Annotated in this window: 7 protein-coding genes and 1 pseudogene; 5 read left to right on the top strand and 3 right to left on the bottom strand. The window is 42.3% G+C overall.

Annotation, left to right across the window (positions count from 1 at the left end; genetic code table 11):
* Positions 1 to 726 (bottom strand): annotated as a pseudogene (locus P8O16_RS12680) (T9SS C-terminal target domain-containing protein); the annotation flags it as partial.
* A 105-nt stretch (positions 727 to 831) separates the two neighbouring features.
* Between P8O16_RS12680 and P8O16_RS12675 the strand changes: the two are divergent.
* The 3 genes from P8O16_RS12675 (at position 832) to P8O16_RS12665 (ending at position 4,801) form a co-directional block, all read left to right on the top strand.
* Positions 832 to 2,022, top strand: coding sequence for a DUF4105 domain-containing protein (locus P8O16_RS12675; protein ID WP_300315462.1), 1,191 nt, complete (start codon positions 832 to 834; stop codon positions 2,020 to 2,022).
* 61 nt (positions 2,023 to 2,083) lie between these two features.
* On the top strand, positions 2,084 to 4,126 hold the full coding sequence (gene uvrB, locus P8O16_RS12670) for an excinuclease ABC subunit UvrB (protein ID WP_300315460.1): 2,043 nt from the start codon (positions 2,084 to 2,086) through the stop codon (positions 4,124 to 4,126).
* 30 nt (positions 4,127 to 4,156) lie between these two features.
* Positions 4,157 to 4,801, top strand: coding sequence for a helix-turn-helix domain-containing protein (locus P8O16_RS12665; protein WP_300315458.1), 645 nt, complete (start codon positions 4,157 to 4,159; stop codon positions 4,799 to 4,801).
* Here the strand turns inward: P8O16_RS12665 and P8O16_RS12660 are convergent.
* Complete coding sequence (locus P8O16_RS12660; RefSeq protein ID WP_300315456.1) at positions 4,776 to 5,699, bottom strand: 1-aminocyclopropane-1-carboxylate deaminase/D-cysteine desulfhydrase; 924 nt, start codon at positions 5,697 to 5,699, stop codon at positions 4,776 to 4,778. The two genes, P8O16_RS12665 and P8O16_RS12660, sit on opposite strands and share 26 nt — an antisense overlap.
* Positions 5,700 to 5,751: 52 nt before the next feature.
* Between P8O16_RS12660 and P8O16_RS12655 the strand changes: the two genes are divergently transcribed.
* Positions 5,752 to 6,786: an RluA family pseudouridine synthase gene (locus tag P8O16_RS12655; RefSeq protein WP_300315454.1), complete on the top strand. Its 1,035-nt coding sequence runs from the start codon at positions 5,752 to 5,754 to the stop codon at positions 6,784 to 6,786.
* 996 nt (positions 6,787 to 7,782) lie between these two features.
* Positions 7,783 to 12,141 (top strand): hypothetical protein, encoded by a 4,359-nt coding sequence (locus tag P8O16_RS12650; protein WP_300315452.1) that lies wholly within the window; start codon positions 7,783 to 7,785, stop codon positions 12,139 to 12,141.
* Positions 12,142 to 12,550: 409 nt separating this feature from the next.
* On the opposite strand, the gene P8O16_RS12645 is transcribed toward P8O16_RS12650, so the two are convergent.
* Positions 12,551 to 25,276, bottom strand: a complete 12,726-nt coding sequence (locus P8O16_RS12645; RefSeq protein WP_300315450.1) for a PKD-like domain-containing protein — start codon at positions 25,274 to 25,276, stop codon at positions 12,551 to 12,553.
* Between the last annotated feature and the right edge of the window lie 306 nt (positions 25,277 to 25,582).

The following is a 25,582-nucleotide window of genomic DNA, read 5'->3' as shown; positions in this document are numbered from 1 at the left end:
GCCGGCACTGACTGTAGCAGATCTAAACAGGATTCCCAAATTACATTGTGAGACGAAAGTCCCTCCGCTTTCGACGGTAAGTGTTCCAAAAGGACCAACTCCATAAATTGTTGTTTCATTATTAAATGAAAGGGATGCGCATATTGCAGGAATAACTGAGGTGTCTAATTTTTGAATTACTGTTCCCGACCTTACAATAAATTGAACTGCCTTGAATGGTTCCTCTATTACTAATTCTTGACCTTCATCAGGATCAAATATCACACTGTATCTACTGTTAATAGTGAATCCACTCCAATGATTCTTTCTAATAATCGTTCTTGAGTTCCCTTTAAAAATCAATCTGCTTCCAATGGAATTCCCTATCCAATTCTGGCTGTTCCAAGTTCCCGAGGGTAAACCTGGAGCAGCACCAGAAAAAGAATTTAGTGATCCATAAATCTCCAAAGCAAATCCAGCAAGGTTTAATTTTTGATTGGCACCTGCTTCTGCATTTATGAAAACGCTTTTTGCTTGCTCATTGGCGGTGAGAGTTACCAGGTGTGTTTGATCAATGTAAATGTCATTGGCATTTGACGGTTTAGTGAGAGCGGGTACCCAAGCGAATCCATCAAATACTTGCCAAATGGTTGGATTCGAATAGATACCTGAGCTAATTGTTTTATAAGCATTGATTTCTTGGGCGGAGACGCTTATTCTGAAAAGGCAAATCTCTATAACTGCCAAGAATATACTGTATATTCGGCATCGAAAAATTAAAAATTGGGACAACGTTTTGACCCTTGTTTTCATCTAAAAGTAGTTTAAAAAGAGTTTTAAGTTAGTAAAAAAATGAATAAACAAATTAAAAGCTTAATTATTTTTTTTATACTGACCTTCAGCTCCTTAGGGCAAGTGATGGGTCAGGCCTATCAAATCAGTTTATTGACCGCAGATCCGGGGGATGAGCTCTATTCTGCCTTTGGTCACTCGGCCATACGGGTCTTGGATAAGCTGAATCGCACGGACTATGTCTTCAACTATGGCACTTTTGATTTTGACACTCCTAACTTCTACGGCAAGTTTGCTTCAGGCAAGCTCGATTACATGCTTTCGGTCAGCACCTTTGCATCTTTTGTCTCCGAATATGATAGACAGGGAAGAGGCATTAAGGAGCAAATCCTGGATCTGAACGTAGAGCAGACCGAATATATGCTCGAGTTTCTTCAGACGAATTACCAGCCGGATCGTCGCTACTACCGCTATGACTTTTTCTATGACAACTGTGCCACACGGATACGGGATGCCTTGGACTTGGTCTTGGGAGACAAGCTAGTCTGGAGGGATGAGGTGAAAGAATCCGATGAAAAGACATTTCGAAACCTGATCGATGAGTATGTCTATACCTTGCCTTGGGCTGATTTGGGAATTGATTTGGCTCTTGGCGCCGTGATTGATGTAGATGCGAAGCCGCTTGAAGAGCAGTTTCTTCCTGACTACATGTTTGAATCTTTTGCACGAGCAGAAATTCAGGGAGATGGTCCTATCAGACCTTTAGTGAAGGAGACTTTGGTCATCATGGAATTTCCGAAAAAAGAAAAATCAATGGGTGCTTTTAATCCTTATTGGGTTTTTTGGCTAGTAGCTATCATCTTCACAGCGATTACTTTCATAGGCTTTAAGAAGAAAAAACTATTTATTGGCTTCGATTTGGCCTTTTTTGGCCTTTTGGGATTTTTGGGAATTGTAGTCACATTACTTTGGTTTGCTACAGAGCATAGCGCTACTAAGTGGAACTGGAATATTCTATGGGCATTTCCTGGTCATTTGGTTTTAATCAAAGGACTTTGGTCAAAGACCCTTGCACCATGGGTAAGAAAGTACCTTCTTTTTGCACTGATCATGGCAGATGCAGCAGTGGTATTTTGGATTTTGGTCTGGCAATCTTTCCATCCGAGCCTGATGCCGATCCTATTGATTCTGATTTTACGAACCAATTACCTCTATTATAATATCGGCAAGTATCGATTGACTACTTCGTAAATCTTACCCGAAAGCAAACTTTTGCATAGGGGAATGGTGTTGGGTATCTTCAAGCTATCCCATGGAATTTAAACTTACATCAGATTATAAGCCTACAGGCGATCAACCCAAAGCGATCCAGAAATTGGTCGAGGGAGTTAATGATGGGGAGCAAGCTCAGGTTTTGCTGGGAGTTACCGGTTCTGGGAAGACTTTCACCATCGCAAATGTGATCCAGCAAGTTCAGAAGCCAACCCTCATTCTAAGTCATAATAAAACTCTTGCTGCACAGCTTTACGGGGAGTTCAAGCAATTTTTCCCGGAGAATGCAGTCGAATATTTCATTTCCTATTACGATTACTACCAGCCAGAGGCCTTTATCCCAAGTTCGGGTACTTATATAGAAAAAGACCTTTCTATCAATGAAGAGATTGAAAAGCTTCGCCTCAGTGCTTCTTCAGCCTTACTTACTGGTCGCAGAGATGTGATTGTGGTTGCTTCAGTTTCCTGTATCTATGGTATTGGTAATCCGGAGGAGTTTGCCAAGAATGTGATCCGTTTACAGGAAGGCGACCGAATTCCCAGAAATCAATTGCTTTTCAAACTGGTAGATATCCTCTACAGTCGTACTCAGCAAGAATTGACGCATGGGACTTTTCGGGTAAAGGGGGATACGGTGGATATTTTCGTGGCCTATGCGGATTGGGGATATCGGATTTTCTTTTGGGGGGATGAGATTGAAGCAATTCAGCGGTTTGATCCAGCGACAGGGAAAAAATTAAATGATGAAAAAATTATTTCTATTTTTCCTGCCAACCTTTTCGTAACTGGGAGGGACACCATTAATACCGCGATCAAAGAGATTCAGGATGATATGGTAGCCCAGGTGAATTTCTTCGAAAAGGAGGGGAAATTTTTGGAGGCCAAGCGACTTCAGGAGCGGACCGAGTTTGACTTGGAGATGATCCGGGAACTGGGCTATTGCTCAGGGGTAGAAAATTACTCGAGGTATTTTGATCGGCGTGAACCAGGGATGCGCCCTTTCTGTCTGATGGATTATTTTCCAGATGATTTTTTATTGGTCATAGACGAAAGTCATGTGACTATACCTCAGGTACGGGCGATGTGGGGAGGAGACCGTTCTCGAAAAGTGAACCTTGTGGACTTTGGATTCAGACTTCCGTCAGCTTTGGACAATCGACCATTGAAATTTGATGAGTTTGAGACTTTGGCTAATCAGGTCGTTTACGTATCAGCGACGCCAGCCGATTATGAGTTGGCGCTTACTGAAGGAGAAGTGGTAGAACAGATTATCCGCCCTACAGGACTTTTGGATCCAACTATTGAGGTGCGTGCAAGTCAAAATCAAATTGATGATTTGTTAGAAGAAATCGATCAAACCATCAAAACAGATGCTCGTGTGCTGGTGACTACGCTTACCAAGCGGATGGCAGAGGAATTGCAAAAATTCTTGGAACGCGCTGGCGTGAAATCCCGCTACATTCACTCTGAAGTCAAGACGCTGGATCGAGTAGAAATCCTTCGTGAATTGAGACTGGGGGTATTTGATGTATTAGTCGGAGTCAATTTATTGCGTGAAGGATTGGATCTCCCTGAGGTTTCTTTAGTGGCGATTTTGGATGCAGATAAGGAAGGTTTTCTTCGGAATGAGCGAAGCTTGGTACAGACGATCGGTAGAGCCGCCCGAAATTCTGAAGGGCGAGTGATCATGTATGCTGATAAGATTACTGCATCGATGCAATTGGCTATCGATGAAACAAAGCGAAGAAGAGCACTTCAGATCGAGTACAACACCGAGCATGGAATCACACCTACCACAATTTTGAAATCCCGTGATAAAATTATGGGTCAGACGAAAGTGGCAGATTCTAAGAAAAATGCGAAATTTTATGCAGAGCCGATGCCTGGTGAGGCAAATATGGCTGCAGATCCGGTAGTGCAGTATTTGAGCAAGGATAAGTTGGAAAAATTGATCCAACAGACTCAGAAGCAAATGGAGAAAGCTGCGAAAGAGCTCAATTTCATGGAAGCTGCGAGACTACGAGATGAGTGGCAAGCTCAAAAATCCCGATTGGAACAATTGAATCAAGGAGTAAACAAGTAAAAGGCTTTCCTGTTCATAAACCACTAGACCATGACCTTACAGGAAATTAGGATACTCGCTTCGAAAGGAGAGGGATTGAAGATTGAATTCAAGAAAAAAGCAGCGCATCCGGAAAAAATTGTTCGGGAAGTGATTGCTTTAGCCAATACTTCAGGTGGAAATTTGTTGATTGGAGTAGATGATGACGGCACGGTAAGTGGTCAGCGATTTATCGAAGAGGAGATTTTTGTAATGGAAAAAGCAATTCAGGAATTGATTTTTCCGGCTTTAGAATACGAGGTATCTTCCATTAAATTGTCTGAGAAAAAGGGAGTGGCAGTGTTTAAAATCCCTATAAGTAGTGAAAGGCCGCACTATTTGAAAGAAAAAGAACGAAAGCAAGCCTTTATTCGTGTTGCGGATCGAAGTATTCAGGCAAGCCGAGAAGTTTGGGAGGTGCTGCGTAGAGGGAAAAATCAAAGAGATACCGTTTTTACATACAGCTGGAAAGAAGAGTTGCTTATGAAAGCTCTGGAAAATACTGGAAAGATTACCTTAAAAGAATATGCAAAGCTTGCAAAGCTTCCAAAATTCATTGCTTCAAAAACTCTTGTGCGACTTGTTTTAGCAAATGTACTTCAGATTCACCCTCAAGAGGCGGATGACTTTTTTACGCTGAAAGAGACGGGAGTTTGATTCCAGTACGTTCCGTAAATCCGATATTTCCCTGAAGTCCTCCACTGTGAATCACAAGAATTTTTGATCCCTTTGGAAAATAATCCTGATCGATCAGTTGCCATATTCCAGAAAGCATCTTCCCCGTATAGATTGGATCTAGAATAATTCCAAAGGATTCGTAAAACCACCAAATAAATTCGATTAGCTGTTGGTCGTATTTCGCGTATCCTCCAAAATGGAATTGAGAAAAAATTTCGAAAGATCCCAATCCACTGAGCTCAAAGTCTTTTAGTAAATCATCAATTTCCTTTCGAATGAAGTCCCCTTTTAAAGCCGAAAATCCAAGCAGCTTTTGAGATGATACTAATGAAGTATAGATACCGGCAAATGTTCCTCCAGTTCCAATAGAAGTAGCAATGTGAGAGTATTTTTTATCATCGGGTTGAAGAATTTCAGCTGTCCCTTTAATGGCGAGTCCGTTGGTTCCTCCTTCTGGAATAAGGTAAAATGCCCCGAATTTTTCAGAAAGGCTTTTGATGAAAGAAGGCTCTTTTTTCAGTCTATAAATGGCCCGATCTACAAAATGAAGATCCATACCAAGAGATTCCGCATAGGAAAGTGTAGCATTCAGAGGATCAATCCGTTCGCCTCTAATTATTCCAATTGCCGATAAATTTTGAGCTTTTGCACCTGCTGCTGAGGCATAAATATGATTTGAAAAAGCTCCTCCAAAGGTCAAAACTTTTTCAAATCCATCGAGAGCCGCTTTTTCCAGATTGTATTTTAGTTTAAAGAATTTATTTCCCGAAAGTTCAGGATGAACCAAGTCTAGGCGCTTGATCGCCAATTCAATTCCTTTTTCATCCAGAAGTGGATGATCTAGCGGTTGATTAATGACTGGAAGAGATTGTAGCATGAAAGCCCTAAATGGAAAAGTTTCTTAAAGTTAATAATCTTATTTTTGCAGCATGAGCATGCTACCCGACGACGAAATCGAAGAGGACGAATTAGAATTATATGAGCACTACCGTTTTCTTGTGGACAAGGGCCAATCGCCAATCCGGATTGATAAATTTTTGACTGAGAAGGTTGCTTTGGCGACCAGAAATCGGGTGCAGTTGGCAATTGATGCAGGTTCTATCCAGGTAAATGGGAAAAACACTAAAGGGAGTTATAAGATCAAACCAGGGGATGATATCCGGGTTTTATTTGAAAAACCTAGACGGGAAACTGAAGTCCTAGCTGAGGATATAGAACTAGATATCATTTTCGAAGATCAGTATCTGATGGTAGTAAATAAGCCCGCCGGGATGGTCGTTCACCCTGCTCAGGGTAATTGGACCGGAACACTTGTGAATGGGCTGGTTTACCACTTTCAAAATTTGCCTGAAATGAAAGGCAATGTGGGAAGACCCGGTCTAGTCCATCGAATTGACAAGGATACCTCTGGTTTGCTTGTAATAGCCAAATCGGAGGAAGCTATGACTCATTTGGCTGCACAATTTTTTCATCATACCATTGACCGAACTTATTTAGCTCTTGTTTGGGGTGAGCCGGAAGGTGAATCGGGAACCATAACCGGAAATGTGGGCAGAAGCGCCAAGGATCGTAAAGTGATGGATGTATTTGTAGATGGAAGTCGGGGGAAGCATGCTGTGACTCATTGGAAAGTAATTGAGCGGTTAAGGTATGTCACGCTAGTTCAATGTAATTTGGAGACAGGAAGAACGCATCAGATTAGGGCGCACATGAAGTTCATAGGACACCCACTTTTCAATGATGCCATGTATGGCGGAGATAAAATCCGAAAAGGGACACAGTATGCGAAGTATAAAACTTTTATTCAAAACTGTTTTGACTTAATTCCAAGGCAAGCACTTCACGCTAAATCATTGGGCTTTATCCATCCTATTACTAAAGAAAAGCTTTATTTCGAAGCGCCACTTCCACCAGATTTTGGGGACGTGCTAGATAAATGGAGATCCTATGTGATTTATGAATAGTTATTTTTCTTATGAAATTGGTAACAAAAAGTCATTTGTATTGAATTAATGATATTTAATCGCACTATTTTCGATTGATTCGATAAAAATTAAAAGTCTTATTGAAAATCTGTTAATCTCAGCTGTAATAAAAGAGAGAATATTACTGAATCGTTATTTTTCAATCGATTTCATTAAAAATACTGTAAATTTTCAGAATTTTTATTGAAATATTTTTAATAAAGACACGCTCCCTCTATATTTGATGTATCAATAAGGCACAACAAAAGGTTGGCATTCCAAAATACATTGAAATTACACTACACTGTAGGGTGTTGAAACTGGCAGACAAGCCCTCCTGTCTCGGGGGTGAGGTTACTGGGATAAAGCGTTTACCGAGCTCGTAAATTTGCCTAACTACTTCGTGGAGGTTCGAATCCTTCTCCTACAGCAGGTTATTTTGGGTTTATTGTTAATTGACTAAGACCATGAAATTTTGTTTCATGGTTTTTTTATGCCCTTTTCGTTCTTGTAAGTTATTTCATTAAACAGCTAGATCGCAATAGAAGATTTTGATAAAATGTAATTAGGGAATCCATAATTAATTCTAAAAATTTGAGTCAAAAATAAAAATAATGTAATAAAAAAGGGTTTTTGAAATTTAAACTGTAAAAAAATAAAATATTTATTGCCAAAATTTTATTAAACGAATGGTATTTCTAATTTTGGCCTAATGAAATTTAAATCGATTGCGAGAAATAATAAATCGATTCTAAACTTCAATTATGCAAAAGGCATAATGCCAACTACTCTAATGTAGGATGTTGAAACTGGCAGACAAGCCCTCCTGTCTCGGGGGTGAAGATTTTAGCATAAAGCATAATTCAACCGAACTATTGCCTAACTACTTCGTGGAGGTTCGAATCCTTCTCCTACAGCTAAAAAGCAGCACCTATGTGCTGCTTTTTTCATTTAGTATTAAGCTTATTCCCTATTTTAGTTGAAAAATTGCCTTTGATGGAAAGTAAGGATAGAATTAAGAATTTCAAACACCCGATTCGAAAGAAGATTGTTAGAATCTTAATGATTATTTTCTTGGTCATATTGTTTCTTGAGTTTTTGGTTTACTTTGGATCTAACCTTTTACTTTCCAATTGGACAAGGCAAAAAATCAATGAATCCACAAAAGGTGTTTACGAGGTTGATTTTAACCGGGTAAATTTTTCACTCATTCGAAGAGGATTGTTTTTGGATGGGATTATCCTAAAACCCGTGAATTCCAGAATGGAAAATCAAGATCAGGCACTTTTTGATCTCTATTTGGACCAACTTGCGATTAAGGGGCTATGGTATAGTTTTTCATCAGGGGTGTTTTCCATCGGAAGGATTGAGCTTGATAATCCAAATCTTAGTCTGGATTTGCCCGGTCGGGAGAATTTTGATGATCAATCCGAAATTGTGCCCCAAAAGGAATCACGGGTAAAAGCTTTAGAAGCTGAAATCAAAAAGAGTATCGATCGATTAAGTTTTGCAGGAGTATATATTTACGAGATTGAAATTGTCCATGCAGATCTTTTCTTTTTGAACTTTCTAAGTGATAATTCTCTCAAGGCAGAGAATACAAAATTGATCGTTAAGGATGTGAACTGGGCCACTCAGCAAGATTGGAAGACACCTTTCAATGCCAAAGGATTTGAATTTGATCTCGAAAATGTCACTTTCCCTCTTCCTGATGGAGTGCATACGGTTTCGGCTAACAGCGTTAAAGTCAGTTCCTTAGATAATCAGATTGATCTAAAGGGACTTCAACTTTCACCGGATCGAACAAAGGAAAGTAAAGCCTATTACGATGTTTCACTGAAAGACCTTAGGGTAGGGAACGTGGATTTGAATACCGCTTTTATGACTTCAATGGTTTTGATAGACGAAATTGTATTGGCTAATCCAAATTTCAAGGTCGAACGTCGGCTTGTTTCTGATAGGGATAGCACTTCTTCCGGGAATTTGAATGATTTGATTGAAGGCATTTTGGAATCAATTGAGATCAAGGAGCTTTCTGTAGTCCGAGGAAGTTTCTTAACCTCAGACTTTCAAGATTCACTTAAGAATCGGATTGAGATCAAGGATCTTGATTTCAATATGATCAAGTTTTATTTAGGTAATGATTTAGAAAGGCAAAAAAATCAATTTTTTTATGGTCAGGATGCTTCTATGAGGATCAAGGATGCAAGTCTATATCTTTCTGACGATATCCATGTGATCTATGGTGAAAGTGTCACCTTATCTTCCTTTAAGGATGAATTAATCATTGAAAATGTTCGAGTTGAACCTCGAGTGGAGTCTCTTGAGGCTTTAGATCCGGATAATATAATTCAAATCTCTCTTCCAAAACTTGCGCTTAACAATGCCAACCTTAAGCAATTTTACAATCAAGGCAAATTGGAAATGGATGAACTGATCATTGATTCCCCAAAAGTTGAATTTAAAGAACTGAATCAGAAAGAAAAGAGACCATTTAAGGATGGCAAAGCATCAGAACTTCTGAAGGGTTATATGGATGAAGTTTCTATAGCAAAACTTCAATTAAATAATGGTGAGGTCCAATTTACCGATGAGGCAGGAGTTCGTAGCAACGATATTGGCTTTGAGCGATTCAGTTTACTCTTGGAAAAAGTGCTTATCAGACCAAATCTGACCACTTCTATTCAGGATATTTTTCTGGCTGAGGAGATGGTCCTCAGTATGGATAAATACCGCCTCAAGCTTAGAGATAACTTGCATGAATTTCTGGCAGGACAGATTTTTATAGATTCAAAAAATTCTCGGGTGGTAATCAAGGACTTCTCATTGAAACCCGAAAATCCGGATGCGGTCCAGAATGCTTTGGATGCCTATAATAAAACCGTAGCGATTAATGTGGAAATTCCGGAATTTAGAATTGAAGGGATAGATCTTCAGGCAGCATTTTGGGATGAAAAACTAATCGTGGGAGAGATATTGATTCCTTCCCCAAAAGCAGAACTGAAAAGATTTCGAAAAAAAATGGTCAGTTCAAATACTTCCGAACAGCTGAATTCTGCCGACGAATTTGAAACACTTCTGACTTCTTATTTTTCTTACATACAGATAGATTCGGTCAGTTTCAGTGATGGACAAATCAAGTATGAAAATTTTTCCGGATCAAAAGATATTTCATTGTCTGAAGATAGTCTCTCTTTAAAACTAAAGGGGTTTTTGATTGAAAGGGGAGTCCCGGTTGAAGAAGGTAGAACTTTCTTTTCTGAGGAAATAGACCTAAGTCTAGCGAAGTACTCTTTTAATGTCGCTGGGGGGAATTATGAAGTAGATACTGATAAACTGAATTATAATTCAAAGTCCCAAACTATTTTCATTGATAATCTAAGGTTATTTCCTTCTAAGGAAATCGATAGTAAAATCGCATTTGAGGTGAAGCTACCTCAGGTCGCTTTCAGAGGGGTAGATTTACAATCATTTCTGTTCGATAATACCTTGATTTTGGATCGGCTGGCGGTTAATGGTAGCGAAATCGAGCTCGGAATTAACAGGGATTTTGAAGTTGGGGCAAAGACTTCTAAAAAGAAGAGTATTTCAAATAAGGCCTTACCCCAGGCTATTGATGAGATCAGAATCGCGAAAATAGATGCCCTCGATTCAAAACTGACTATTAATTATTTAACTGGAAAAAGTGATGTCCAATCGATCCAAACAAACTTTGATCTAGAAGTAAGTGGACTTCGATTAGATTCAACTACCTCTTCCAAAGAGAATTTTTCGAGACTTTTTGAGGAGATCGATTTAAAACTCGAAAACTTTTCTTTCGCACTTCCTGATAGTATTCACAACCTTAAATTCACTTCCTTAGAAGTGAATAATAAAGAGGAAGAAACCGTGTTTTCTGATTTTGAAATCTCCCCAATCAATACGAATGGAAAGCAAGGAGTCCCTGTTTTTTCCGCTAAAATCAAGCAGTTGGGAGTGAAACATAACAACATTTCAACCATTGAATCTACCGGTATTTTTGATTTATCAAGGGTGAGGTTGACTGAACCTGTGATAAACGTGTATCTGGATTCCGAGGAAAAGGAGACAGGTAATTCTATCCAGAATCTCCAAAAAGAAAACGCTTTTGTTTCCTCCATAATTCTCCAAGATCTTCTAATCCAGCGTGGAAATGTCACACTTCACAACAAAGAGACTGGGCCAATACCTAGGTTGGCATTTTCTAATTTAGATTTTGAAATCAATGATTTGAATCTCAACCTTATGGGTCAGAGTATGGACCTGAGACCACAATTTCTGCTAGAGAAGGATTTAAGTCTATCCCTGACCAATTACCGTTTGATGACCAAGGATAGCTTGAACAAAATGATAATTGGTAAAATCAAATTCTTTGAAAATGATCTTACGCTGGAAAATATATTTTTTGGGCCAGCGATTGGCCGGTATGAGTTTATGCGAACTAAAGGATTTCAAACTGATGCAATAGAGGCAACTGTAAAAAAAGTCTCATTCCTTGATATTGATTTCGATACTTATTTCAAATCAAAAAAGATTAAGGCGAAGAAATTGGAGTTGGATGGAGTGGATCTGGATGTATTTCGAGATAAAAGACTTCCGGTAAAGGAAGGTGTGATCAAGCCTATGCCTCAAGAAATGATGCGAAACGCTCCATTTGATATGGAATTGGACTCTTTAATTCTTAGAGATGGAGAGGTCGTTTATCAGGAATTTGCAAGGCGAGGAATGGCTCCAGGATTTATCCGATTTGAGGATTTAAACATGAATATTTCTCCTTTTGTTCTTACTCAGACAGGATCCGATTATCCTTTAAAGAAATCAATCCTACATGCAGATACAAAAATTATGGGGCAAGGCGAGGTAAATCTCAGGTCAGAATATTTCTTTGAGCCACCATACCCGATGGAAATGGAAATTACTATGGGAGAATTTGATCTTACCTTGGCAAATCCTATGCTTACCAACGGAGCATTTGTCGAAATTGTGGATGGAAGGGTAACTGATGGGAAATGGGATTTCAAAATCAACGAAGATGAGGCTTGGGGCAAGATGAATTTCAGATATGAGGATTTGAAAATTCAATTTTTGGATTCTGTGAGTATGCTTCCAGGTACAGGGAAATTGGGAATTTTGACCTTTTTGGCAAATACTATTACGAAAAGAAATAACCCAAGGAAGCTTTTCAATAATCGTGTAATTTCAAGAGTCTATTATGAGCGAGATAAATCCAAATTCATCTTGGGGGGTTGGTGGAAGGCTACCTTCAGTGGTCTTAAAGGAAGTGTTGGATTAGGTCAGCCGAAGATTCCAAAACGAAGAGAGGATAATGAGGAGTAAGGACTACATCACTAATTCTAATGCATAAGCCGGATTCAAAGTACGTACCTGCGGACAAGCTGGTACTTATTTTTTATAAAAACTCCTAGGGAGCCTGATAATTAATAACCAAGCACGAAATTCAGGCAAATGAATTTTAGCCTTTCCTAAAGTAAACCTTTAGGATAAAAACCTTTTGTCAGAAAATTCGTCAAATAAAAAATTGTTAATCCGTTAATTAACAATGGTAAATATGGCCTCGACTTGGTTCGGTTACCGGAAATTAAATTAACTGACATGAGGGATAAAATTCGGCCAAGCCGGACTCCCTCTCTCTAAAACAAACTAATCGGGTACTGAGCGAAATCGAGGTGCTTTGATTCAAAAATTGACTACTGGAGAATTGCTTTTATAATTAAAATACTACCAACTACCTCTTCAAAACCACCTTATGGTATTCCTTCCTGTCTCCCCAAGCTATTTCAATAGTATAAACACCAGCAGCCTTGTCTCTCAGAATGCCTGAAAGTTGAATGCTAAGTTCAATAGTAGAATCACCTTCTATAATTTCAAAAACTCCAGTAGAAGAAATTACTCTGACAGTGATTTTTTCATCATTATAAGCTCCAGTATCCAGCATTTCCAAATTGATCGGATCCCCTGTAGTTGGATTAGGGAAGACTCTCCAACTGGTAGTGCCGGGTAGTGCTTCTACTTTAATAGACTTAGTATCGCTATAAGTTGATTCTCCATCAAAGTCAATTTGTTTCAATCGATAGAAAATATTTCCACCAGCTAACGGTAGTTTTGAATCTCGGAAATCATATTCGATAGTTCCATCGGAATAGCCAGCCCCCTTAACCTCTCCGATTTTCTCCCAAGTTTTCACATTATTTATAGATCGCTCAACGTCAAATCGATCATTTTCCCACTCTTTGGCAGTAGCCCAAAATAAGTCACCTGATCGCAATGGAGAATTATACAATGCTTTAAAATAGCCGAATTCGACAGGGAGGATACGGAAGTTTGGATATCGGATATAGATTACACCTTGGAATCCGTTGCTTCCTCCGGTTCTTCCGGCACCTCCACCGGAACCATAGGTGGTTGCAGGCAAGCCTAAACCAGTATTGTTTCCTCTTCCTCCTGCATAGAATGTTGCCCCGCCGGAACCTGTGTAGGTACTGCCTCCCATTCCCGGTTCGTTAACAGTAGCACCTGCTGATGTACCTCCACCCCCAGCTCCATAATAAATATCTTCTCCGGAAATGCTTCGCATTTCTCCATTTCCACCCGTTCCAGCTATCATCAGGTTAGCGTCGCCCGATCCATCTACCCCATTCGCGATAGCTCCCCCGCCACCGGCACCCGAACCTCCGAAGCTTTGACCGAAGGCAGTTCCTCCATTATTTCCCTCTCCATCATCGTAAGCATCTGCAATTCCTCCTCCAGAGGTATCCGTTCCGAAAGCGGCTCCACCACCACCAGATCCGCCGTCGCTACCAGATCGAATGCTTTGATTAGAGCTTGAGGTTCCACCACCTCCACCGCCAGCTGCGCTTAGGTCAGTAAATGTATTACTACCAGCAAAGTCAAAGGCTGGACCAGAAAATGCAGAACCTCCTCCATTTTGTCCCTGCTCATTCCCGTTAGTTGCACCTAAACCTTGTCCTCCTGGAGAAACATTGAATACTGCCCCTTGTAAACCAGGTGATCCATTCATAGAAATACCAGTGTATTGCTGATAAACGACTGCTCCGCCTCCGCCTCCGCCAGCAGCGTCGCCAAAGCCTCCACCTCCGCCTCCACCGACGACTAATATTTCAAATTCATCCAATCCATCCGGTGCAGTCCAGTTACAATTTCCAGTAAATCGAATGATAGTATAGCCTTCTGAATCCGTGTATTGGTAAACATCACCAGAACTCGAACATGGAGGAGGTGGGGTACAATCATAGGTGATCACTATTCTACCATTCGGACCTGTAGTACTCACAATTGCTTGTGCTAATCGATCACCGACTGGTTCTGTGTCAGGAATCTCTGTAGCGAAGATATCAGTTCCATCAAAAACTAGATATATCTGCCCACCAGGCTGAACGGCCATTGTTTGGGAGGCTGTAGTTCCTCCTAATCCATCTCCAAAGAGATCTATCGTTACCTGGAAAACATCAGTTGGGACAGTAAAAGTGGCGTCTCCATCTGCCTCCAAGAATTCTGTGCTACAGTTTATTCCGAAAGGAACTGTGTTGTTGGTGGGTACTGAGAATGGACATTGATCAGTAACCCCTTGGATGGAATTTAAAGTAAGGATAGTGGTTCCTTCATTCGAATAGGGGAGAGATTGGAATGTAAACTGACCAGCAGTGGTGACAGTCACAGTAATCGTTTGATCCGTCACCGCATTAGTACCGCTTGTGCTATAGATAATCTCATAATCCCCAGGTGTAAGCTCTGGGCTATATACCGTAAATGTGGAGACATAAGGAGGAGAGGAGCCTACAGCTGGGTTGTCTACATCGATACTTGTTATAGGATAGGTAGGGTTAGCTACAGTAATTGTTCCTGTTGCATAGACAGAACCGCAGCCTCCAGTCAGAGGAATACTATAATTGAAGGTTCCTACTTCAGTAGGTGTACCCGAGATCGTAATATCCCCAGTTGCAGAATTAAATGCAGCACTTACCCCTAGCGGTAATCCATTAGCTCCTGCGACACCTCCATTTGCGATGCCAGTTGCTCCCGTTGAGGTATGAATTATAGTAACTGGTTGAGGAACATCCAAACATAATGGAGGGTCGGGATTTACAGGATTTACCGTATTCTCTGGAATTACAGTTACCACTACTGTACTTGTAGGGTTCGATATGCATGCTACTCCATTCAAGGTAGAAACGGTTATTCTTTGAAATTCTGTTGTTTCTGTTAAAGCCGGTGAATCATAAGTAGCTCCCGTTGCACCTGTAATAGGTGTCCATGTTGGGTTGGATGAATTTCTAAATTGCCAGATGTAGCTGATGGTTCCATCTCCTGAACCAGCAGAAGTGCTGGTAAAGGCCTCAGGATCCTCTCCTTCACATATGGTTTGATCATCTGCTATTGTTCCTGCGACAGGTTCACTTTGAAGCGTTATGGTTACCGGGTCAGATGGAGGTCCTTCACAGAAATTAGCACCTACAGTAGATATAGCATATCTTCTGTATTGCGTTGTTTCGGTTAATACCGGAGGTGCGAAATCGGCACCTGATGGATTACCTGGAACATCTACCCAGTTTGGAGAAGAAATGTTGGTATTCATTTCCCATCGGTAGGTAATGACAGCTCCAGGATCTTGAGGAGCATAAACATTTCCGATAATAGAGGAAGGGGTATCACCGTAACAAACAGTTTGGTCGCTGGCTATTGTGCTTACATCAGGGACATCTCTCACAATTATTAAGCCTTCTACCCGTACTTGCTGACATGAACCAGTAGTAAAGGCCTCATAGGTATATTCTCCAGGTGTTGTAGGAGATCCACTGATTCTCAAATTCACTCCATTCCAAGTTGCTGTTAAACCAACTGGCAATCCAGTAACTATAGGCCCGTCCAATCCTCCTCCAACTGCGTACTCAATATCTACAATTGGTGAATCTTCACAAACGACTTGACTATCATCAGTTCCTGGATCAGAGGTTAACCTAATGAAAGGAGAAAGGGTACCGAAGGATATATCATCCAATGCAAAATCATTACCTCCGGGGGCTGTGTTCAAATTCACAATTTCAATTATTGCTGTCGTAGCAGTTCCTGAGCTCCAGCTCGGGTTCGATCTAAATTCTCTCCAATTGTCTAAGCTTACCTCTGCTTCGGAACCGGGTTTTGGAGCAGTATCTAAATCCAATACAGTACCGACTAATTGTCCATTGATTTTAAATTGTAGTCTAGCTGGAGACCCTGGATTTAAATTCATCGCCCAAGCGGAGAAATAGTATTCCGTAAACTGCTCAACAGTAACTTCTTGCCTCCATACCACAGGCTGTCGTTGAGGGTTGCCTATAAGTCCGCCACCATTGACCATCAAAAAGTTTCTTGGGCCAGTGGCATTGTTTGTATGGTCTCTCCCATGAAAAGAAGGATGATAGCCTGTTTGAGTAGTTGGATTGTACCAAGCGCTTTGATCTACAGCATATACGCTTTGATCGTATAGGCCTGTTACGTTTGTTCCGTTAGCAGGTGGAATAAAAAACTCCCCAGTTTTTGGTCTGTATTCGGTAAAGAAACTAGCTCCAGGATTTACAGGGTCAAAGTTGGTGAAAGATCCATCTACTACTAATTCCTCTGCGATACTTATGGAAGCTGTACTTGTACAACCATCTGGAGAGGTGGCTGTCACTGAATAGGAACCAGCGATATTAACAGTAATAGATGGGGTTGTTTCACCTGTACTCCACTCCCAAGTAGTTCCTGTTACATTTGAACTGGCTACCAAAAGTACAGCTCCATCCACGGCACAATAATCCGTCTGTAAGGTGATTATAGGTGTAGGATCAACGGTAATGGCGAATGATTGTGATGGCCCTGGACAACCATTTACTGTTGGCGTCACAGTAATGGTTGCCGTGATCGGTCTAGCGCTCGTATTTTGAGTTACAAATGAAGGAATATTTCCAGTGCCGGATGCGGCCAATCCAATGGATGGATGACTATTTGTCCAATTATAGACTACTCCCGCAACTCCATTTCCTGTAAAATTCACAGCTGTAGTAGACTGGCCGGAACAGCCGATATCCTGATCGCTTGGGTCATTTACCGTTGGCATTGGCCGTACCAGTACATCAACTTGGAAAGTATTCCCAACACATCCCTCTGGTGAGGTAGGAGTAACAGTATAGGTCACCGTTTGATCCACCAGAGAAGTATTGTTTAAGAGTTGTGAAATACTGGTTTGAGGTGTAACCACATCAGATTCTCCGGTTACATTTCCATTAGGAGATACAGTCCAAGTGTAGGTTGTGCCCGTAGGAACTGAACCATTTGTTACATTTAGAGGGGATACATTAAAGGTAGCTCCACTGCAGATTATGGTTCCCGTAATGTTTGAGATCACAGGCGTTACATTGATATCTGTACTATTAGTAATTGCTGATACTGCAGTACATCCGCCTGCATTGCTGTAATTTACAGATACGTTCTTTGTACCACTAGTTAACCACGTTAGGGTTACAGTATGGCTGGTAGATCCTATTCCTCCACCTGTAATGGTATAATCAATTCCAGAAGTACCAGGCACTGTCCAGATATAGTTTACTTGCCCAGGTTGAGTGGTATAGGTGACCGGAGCTCCTACGCAGATATCTGTTGTAGGAGCATCTGTAAATGTTGGAACTGGGAGTTGATTGACTTCAATGGTATTGGTTAGGGCCGATACTGCTGTACAATTATTCGAGTTGCTATAATTTACCGAGACAACTTTGGTACCATTTGTCAGCCATCTTAGGGTCGCTGAGTTATCAAAAGGACCAGTTCCACCAGCAGTGATGGTATAGTCAGTTCCGGCAGTACCAGGTACCGTCCAAATGTAACTGTCCTGACCGGGTTGGGTAGTATAAGTCACTGTGGCTCCAACACAAACTTCTGCAGGTATGGAAGAAGTGAACGTTGGAGTTGGAAGTGCATTGACTATTGTAGAATTTACTACCGCAGCTACAGCCGTACAATTTGTGGCATTGGTATAATTGATAGATACATTCTTTGTGCCTGCTGTTAACCAAGTAAGCGTAACCGTATTGCTTGTAGTCGCAACGCTTCCGCCTGTAATCGTATAATCAGTTCCGGCAGTACCGGGTAACGTCCAGATATAATTCGATTGACCCGGCTGGGTGGTGTAGGTCACTGATTCACCCACGCAAACTTCACTAGGAGGTGCAGAAGTGAATGTTGGTACTGGCAGGGCGTTAACTATCGTTGAATTGACTACTGCTGCTGGCGCTGAACAATTATTCGAGTTTCTGTAATTAACTGTCACGTTTTTTGTACCAGCGGTCAACCACCTAAGCGTAACCGTATTACTGGATGTTCCAATTCCTCCTGATGTAATGGTGTAGTCAGTTCCTGCGATTCCCGGTACTGTCCAGATATAATTGGATTGACCAGGTTGAGTTGTATAGGTTACTGGAGTGCCTACGCAAACCTCAGAAGGAGGAGGAGATATGAAAGTTGGTGTAGGAAGAGCATTTACGACTGTAGAATTAATTGTTGCAGTAGCAGCTGTACAATTGTTAGCATTGGTATAATTAACCGAGACGTTTTTTGTACCATCAGTTAGCCAAGTTAGCGTTACCGAATTGTTAGTCGCACTAATTCCACCTGCCGTGATAGTATAATCTGTTCCGGCAGTTCCAGGTATAGTCCATACATAATTGGACTGACCTGTTTCGGTAGTATAGGTCACTGAGGTTCCCACACAGACTTGAGCAGGGGGAGCGGTGGTAAAGGTCGGAACCGGAAGCGCATTTACAATTGTAGAATTAACAGTTGCAGTGGATGCTGCACAATTGTTTGAGTTGTTGTAATTAATTGATACACTCTTGGTTCCGGATGTCAACCAAGTCAAGGTTACCGTATGATCAGTAGCTCCAATTCCCCCTGATGAGATGGTGTAATCAGTTCCCGCTACACCTGCCACATTCCAAACATAATTAGATTGACCTGACTCAGTCGAGTAGGTTACTGAAGTGCCTACGCAAACCTCACCTACGGGAGCAGGGGTTAATGTTGGTATTGGCAATTCGTTTACCACAAAGCCACCTGAAATACTGGAGGTTTGATCCGGTCCGCATCCTCCAGAACTGGAGACTACGACGTAATAGTATCTTGGAATACCATCAGCGATATTTGAGGGAGGTGAAAATGTATCCGAGTTGGTTCCAACCTGAGTGTCAACTCCTGTATCAATTATTCCAGTGGTATTGCTGTACCATTGGTATGACAAGGTTCCAGTTCCGGAAGCGCTAGCAGAAATAGAATTAAATGGACCTTGACCTTCACAAATTGTAGCGCTAGACAGATTCTCTGAATCAATAGACGTTAATGGATTGACTATGAAAGCCCCAGAAACCGAAGAAGTAACTGTACCGCAGCTTGGGCTGGTAGCAGTTGCATAATAATACCTAGGTAATCCATCTGCTAGACTTGCATCTGATGGAGGAGTGAAAGTAGAATTGGTTTCTCCGGTGAGTAATATACCCCCTGTATTATTAGGAGTTGTATTTTGATACCATTGGTAGTCGGCCGATATTCCACCATCACCAGTGGCAGCTATTTCAAGTTGAGAGAAAGTACCAGCTCCAAAACAGAATTCTTCATCAGGAGCCGTAGGGTCTAGGTCTAGATTAATGGAAGTACCTGATGGAGAAACGATATATGCACCTGTAAGCTCGGAAGCTTCTGAGGCCCCACAAATACCTGATACCACCACATAATAATAGGAAATACCCTCAGGAGAGGAAGGAGGAGTAAAGGTAGCTGAAGTAGCTCCAGATACTGCAGTACCCGGATTAGTACTGATGTCTGAATTATCAGGTTTGCGATACCATTGGAAAGTTAAAGCTGAGCCTGTAGCAGTAATTGTGATCGGGTCAAATCCATCACCAAAACATTCAGTATCACCCAACTGACCTGGATCAATCACAGGATCAATAGATACGGGAGTGCTTATTTCAATCGTATTCGAAGCAGGGCTGGCTATTGAACATCCATTTGCATCTGTATAATTGACCGTCACAGTTTTCGCACCAGGAGTCAGCCATTCAATGGTGACGGTATTGCTACCTGTACCAATGCCTCCTCCGGTGATGTTGTAATCAGTACCTTCCACTCCTGGAACTGTCCAGTCATAGTCAAATTGACCAACCTCTGTGGTATAGGTTACCACATCATTTAGACACACCGGATTAGATGGTTCCACCGTAAAGCTTGGATTGGGAAGTGGATCCAAATTAATGGTATTGGAAGCTGGCGAGATACCTGTACATCCATTTGCATCGGTATAATTTACTGTGACGGTTTTGGTGCCATCAGTTAACCACTGAATAGTCACCGTATTGCTACTAGTACCAATACCTCCAGCGGTAATATTGTAATCATTCCCTACTGTACCAGAAACGGTCCATATATAGTTGGATTGCCCGGATTCTGTAGTGTAAGTGACATCACTTCCAATACAAACCGGATCTGAAGGTTCAGAAGTGAAGGTAGGTACTGGAAGAGGGTCAAGATTAATTGTATTTGAAACCGGGGTTGAATTAGTACATCCGTTTGCATTAGAATAATTAACCGTTACAGTTTTATCTCCATCGGTTAACCATTCTATTGTGACGGTATTGCTACTTGTACCTATACTTCCAGCTGTGATGTTGTAATCAGTTCCTGAAACCCCCGTAACTGTCCAGATATAATTTGATTGACCCGACTCAGTAGTATATGTCACCTCATCTCCTATACAAACTGGATTTGATGGCTCAGTAGTGAAGGTAGGAACTGGGAGCGGATCTAGATTTATGGTACTAATCGCTGGTGAAACTCCTTCACAACCGCTTGAGTTTTCATAATTTACTGTTACGGTTTTTTGCCCATCAGTCAACCAAATAATGCTGATTGTTTCATCGTTACCACCTGCTGTGATGGTATAATCTACCCCTTCATCACCGGAAATTGTCCAGTCATAATCTGAAATATCTGAGCTAGACTGGGTTGTATACGTGACTTCTTGGCCTATACAAACTGGACCTGAAGGCGCCGCAGTGAATGTTGGTACTGGCAGTGAATTAATATCAATTGAATTTGAAGCAGGAGCCACTCCTGAACAACCGCTGGCGTTGTCATAATTTACAGAGACAGTTTTTGAACCTGTGGTCAACCATGCAATAGAAATTGTATTAGTGGTAGATTCACCAGCGACAATAGTGTAGTCCGTTCCTTGGACTCCCGAAATATTCCAAGTGTAGTTGGCACGGCCAGATTGGGTAGTATAGGTTACCGTCTCATTTAAACAATAATCACCGGATGGCTCAACGATAAAGGTTGGAGTTGGTAGAGGACTGACCGAAATGGGGCTACTGATAAATGAAGCGGCTTGACAGCCACTGGAATTGGAATAGCGAAGGAATACCTGTTTTGTACCCTGAGTTAACCAAGTTAGCGTAAGTGAATTATTCGTACTGCTTCCACCGGAAGTTATGGTGTAGTCCGTTCCGGCGCTTCCTGAGATCTGCCAATCGTAGTCAAATTGACCTGATTGGGTGGAATAGGTTACCTCTTCTCCAATACATACCACACCGGTAGGCGCTGAGGTAAAGTTTGGGCTGGGAAGTGGATTGATGGTAATGTTTCGGGTAGCAGTGTCATCCGTACAGCTTCCTGAACCTGCCACCGTATAGCTTATGGTAGCAGTACCGCTGGAAAGTGCGTTTACCACACCCGTTGAGCTATTTATAGAAGCCACAGCCGGGTTGCTTGAAGACCAAGTTCCTCCTAGAGTGGTAGAGCTAAAAGTGCTGCTTTCATTAACACAAAGTTCATCAGCCCCACTCAATGTTCCTGCATCTGCTAATGCCGTCACAGTAATTGAGCGAGTTTCAAAATCATCCGGACAGCCTCCTGAACCAGAAACAGTATAAGTAAGGATTGCGGAACCTGCAGATATTCCAGTTACAATTCCAGTCGATGGATCTATCGTAGCAACAGCTGGATTGCCGGATGACCAAGTACCGCCAGAAATAGTGGAAGAGAAAGTGCGGGTTCCACCCTCACAAACTTCTTGTATTCCACTCAAGGTTCCTGCATCTGGTGGTGAACTGACATTAATACTGATACTCGTTTCTGGGGCAGGACATCCTCCGCTGGCGGGAAGCCTGTAAATAATATCCACGGTACCCACAGAAACTCCTGTCACCAAGCCTGTACTTGAAACTGTGGCAACGGAAGGATTTGCTGAAGACCAGGTACCGAAGGCTGTAGAAGATAAAAGCTGGGTATCTCCTCCGATACAGATGTCCTGATTTCCACTAAGGGTACCTGGACTAATGGGCGAGTTTACAAAGATAGTTCTGGAAGAGGTGGCTACGGTACAGCCCGTTATGGTATAGCGAATAGTCGCTGCACCTGCACTTATTCCGGTAATCACTCCGGTGGAGGGATTGACTGTGGCAATAGAAGGATCAGCTGATGACCAGACTCCACCTGCCATGGTAGAGGTAAAGGTGGTGCTTCCTCCTATACAGATGGATTGAGGGCCATTAACAATACCTGCTGTTAAAGTATAGGAAATTCTGATTCGACCGGCACCACCTTCACCGCCAGTGTAATAAGTAGTACCATTCCGAGGAGATCCACCACCACCACCACCACCAGGAACTTGCCCAGGTTGTCCTATAGTATTTGAAGTATTTATTCCAGGTCCACCATTTCCTCCGTCACTTCCGGCCGGAATTGTGCCCGGTGTTAACACGCCACCGTTGTTACCATCAGAATTAGCAAAGCCGGAGGATCCACCCCCTCCGCTATTTGAATTGTTAGAATTACCTCCATTTCCTCCACGGCGGGAATCGTCATTCCCTGTACCTAATGCAGCTCCAGCGCCACCGTTTGTACTATTCTCAACACCTGATCCTCCATTAGCGAGTAAACCTCCTCCAAAAGTTGTGCTTCCTCCATTGATATTTGAGTCATTTCCGCCAGCTCCTACAGCATAACCAAAACTATCTCCAGGATTTACGGAAAGAATTGATCGGGAATAACCTCCACCTCCGCCCCCAGCAGCTGCCCAGCTTCCAGAGGTTCTTCTACCGCCTCTTCCTCCGCCTCCCCAGCCTTCGACTATAACCTCAGTAACTCCATTAGGAACAACCCAAGTGCCTGATGGATTCGTAGCATAATCAAGGGTTGCGATACAGCCACAATCTTCCACAATGATGGTTCCCGTCGCAGAGGCAACTCCGCAAGTGCCCAGTAATTCTATGCTGTAGTTGAAGGTTCCCAGCTCGGTAGCATTACCGATAATGCTAATTTGTCCCGTAGCCGAGTTAAAAGTAGCACTCACGCCAGCGGGTAGTCCATTGGCTCCGTCTACTCCATCTCCTGAGATTCCTGTAACTCCGGTTGTGGCATGGGTAAGATTAACGCTTCCAGTAAAAAAGCAAACGGTTTCTGTGGATACAGGAGTTACAGTTTTGCCCGAATTTACTCGTATGGTTTTGGTAACTACAACATTGCTACAAGATCCACCGCTCGCTGTAAGTTGTAAGGTAATGAGGCCCAAAGCACTATCATTAGGTCCTGCAGTGTAGGTAGCAGTGGCAGGATTATTGGCATTGGTCCAGGTACCTGTTCCATTTAAATTGGTCCAGACACCGCTGGTGGCTGCACCTCCTATGCTACCTCCCATAGGAGCTGAGGTATCCCCATCACAAATCTCGACTAAAGTTCCTCCTGCGTCAGCTGTTGGGCTCGTGGTGATTGTAAGCGTTTTAGTGTCTGTAGCTACTCCACAACTTCCACCAACTGTTGTTAAGGTTAAGGTAATTGTTCCTGTTTCTGTTAGTCCGGCAGTGTAGGTAGCATTTGCAGGATCTGTGGGGTTGTTCCATGTTCCGGCCCCTCCGCTCCAGATTCCTCCAGAAACCGAGCCTCCAACTGATCCACCAATGGCCAGGGTCGTTTGCCCTTGACAAATTCCAGCTAAGGCCGGACCGGCATTGGCTGTTGGAAGTTGATCAACAGTTAGCTGTACTGGAACAGTTGGGTTTTCACAACCAGCAGAACTAATGGAAACTCTTCTAAATTGGGTTGTAGAAGTCAAGCCAGCAGGGGGATCATAACTTGCTGCTGTGGCCCCGGAAATATTGGTCCAAGTCGTGAAAGGACTTACTGCACTTTCCCACCGATATGAAACTCCGCTTCCTGCTGAACTATTTGAAATAATTCCAGGATCTCCTCCACTACAGATGGTTTGCGTACCAGCTATGGAACCCGAATTAGGAGGACTTTCTACAGTAATTTGTACTGGGGTAGAGGCTGTTTCACAGCCAGCCGTGGCAATTGAGACCCTTCGATATTGAGTGGTGACTGTTAATCCAGCTGGTGGATTATACGTGGCCGAGGTAGCTCCACCAATCGGAATCCAATTAGTAAAAGGGCTTACCGCTCTTTCCCAACGGTAGGAGGTGCCAGTTCCAGCTGCTGTATTCGTTAAAACAGCAGGATCTCCTCCCTCGCAAATCGATTGTGCCCCTGAGATGGAACCAGCGTTGGGAGGTGCGATATTGTATGATATTCTTACCTCACCTCGAGCTCCATCCCCTCCAGCCCTATTTCCTCCTGATCTTTCTCCACCACCGCCACCGCCACCAGGTGCCGTACCGGATTCACCTGCGCCATTAGTCCCTCCATTTCCACCATCTCCGCCACCTGTAGGTGCAACCCCTCCTGCAGTACTGCTATTAGATCCATTAGTGCCATTTGCACCAGTACCGGCAGATGAACCACCGCCTCCCCGGCTACCACTATTTGCTCCATCTGCACCAGATCCGCCATTATACGTCCCTCCAGTACCTCCAGCACCACCATCTCCATTTCCCCCGTTTGCTCTAGTTCCCCCTGCTCCGCCATTTGCAGTAATTGTTGTGGCCCCAAAAGTTGCTGAAGAAGTGCCACCATCTTCTCCATCTCCATTTGAACCACCTCCACCTGCACCAACGGTAATTGTATAAGTGGTTCCAGGGACTACAGTAACATTTACCGCCCTGCGAAAGGCACCTCCACCTCCACCTCCCCCTTGGCGATTATTAGTTCTGGAACCTCCTCCAGCCCCTCCAGCTCCCCACATTTCTACTGTGATTGAAGTTACCCCGGCAGGAGCTGTCCATGTATCGTTACCAGCAGAGTTAAAAGTTATGGTATTGCTACACTGCCCCCTCACTTCTCCAACTCCAAAAAGCATCATGCTTAACAAAAAAACTGATAGGATAAATAGTTTGGCTTTTTCAAAAAAATCAGAAGATGCAGAAAGCCTAGGAGTACTTAAGAAAAACGAATTCTCTCCGGAAAACTTACTTTCAAGCCCGTCAGTCCAAATCCTAAAAATGACCTTTTTGAAAAGGTGTAATTGTGATCTCATAATCACTTCTTAATTTTTCAAGTTTACTAAAAGCCAGGCATTTAATTTGATTTTGACTATAAAAAAAACCATTTGAACACGTAAAAATGAATTTGATATCAAATTCAATTGGTGGACAGTTGAATATCATGTTTGGGATTTATTTATAGCAAACCTTTCTTTTTGCAACAATTTTTATTTTTCTAATTCCTTGATTAAATAAGCTTCAGAATAGTGGTAGTGATTCCTTTCAATTGTCGGGCCAAAAAATGGCCCTTTTAACTTGGGTTCAAGTTGATTTTCATTGATTTTAAGACCGGAAATTTT

It is taken from the genome of Algoriphagus sp. (assembly GCF_029254265.1).
Lineage (GTDB): Bacteria > Bacteroidota > Bacteroidia > Cytophagales > Cyclobacteriaceae > Algoriphagus.
The sequence above is the reverse complement of the archived record's forward strand: the minus strand, read 5'-3'. Positions and strand labels throughout refer to the sequence as shown.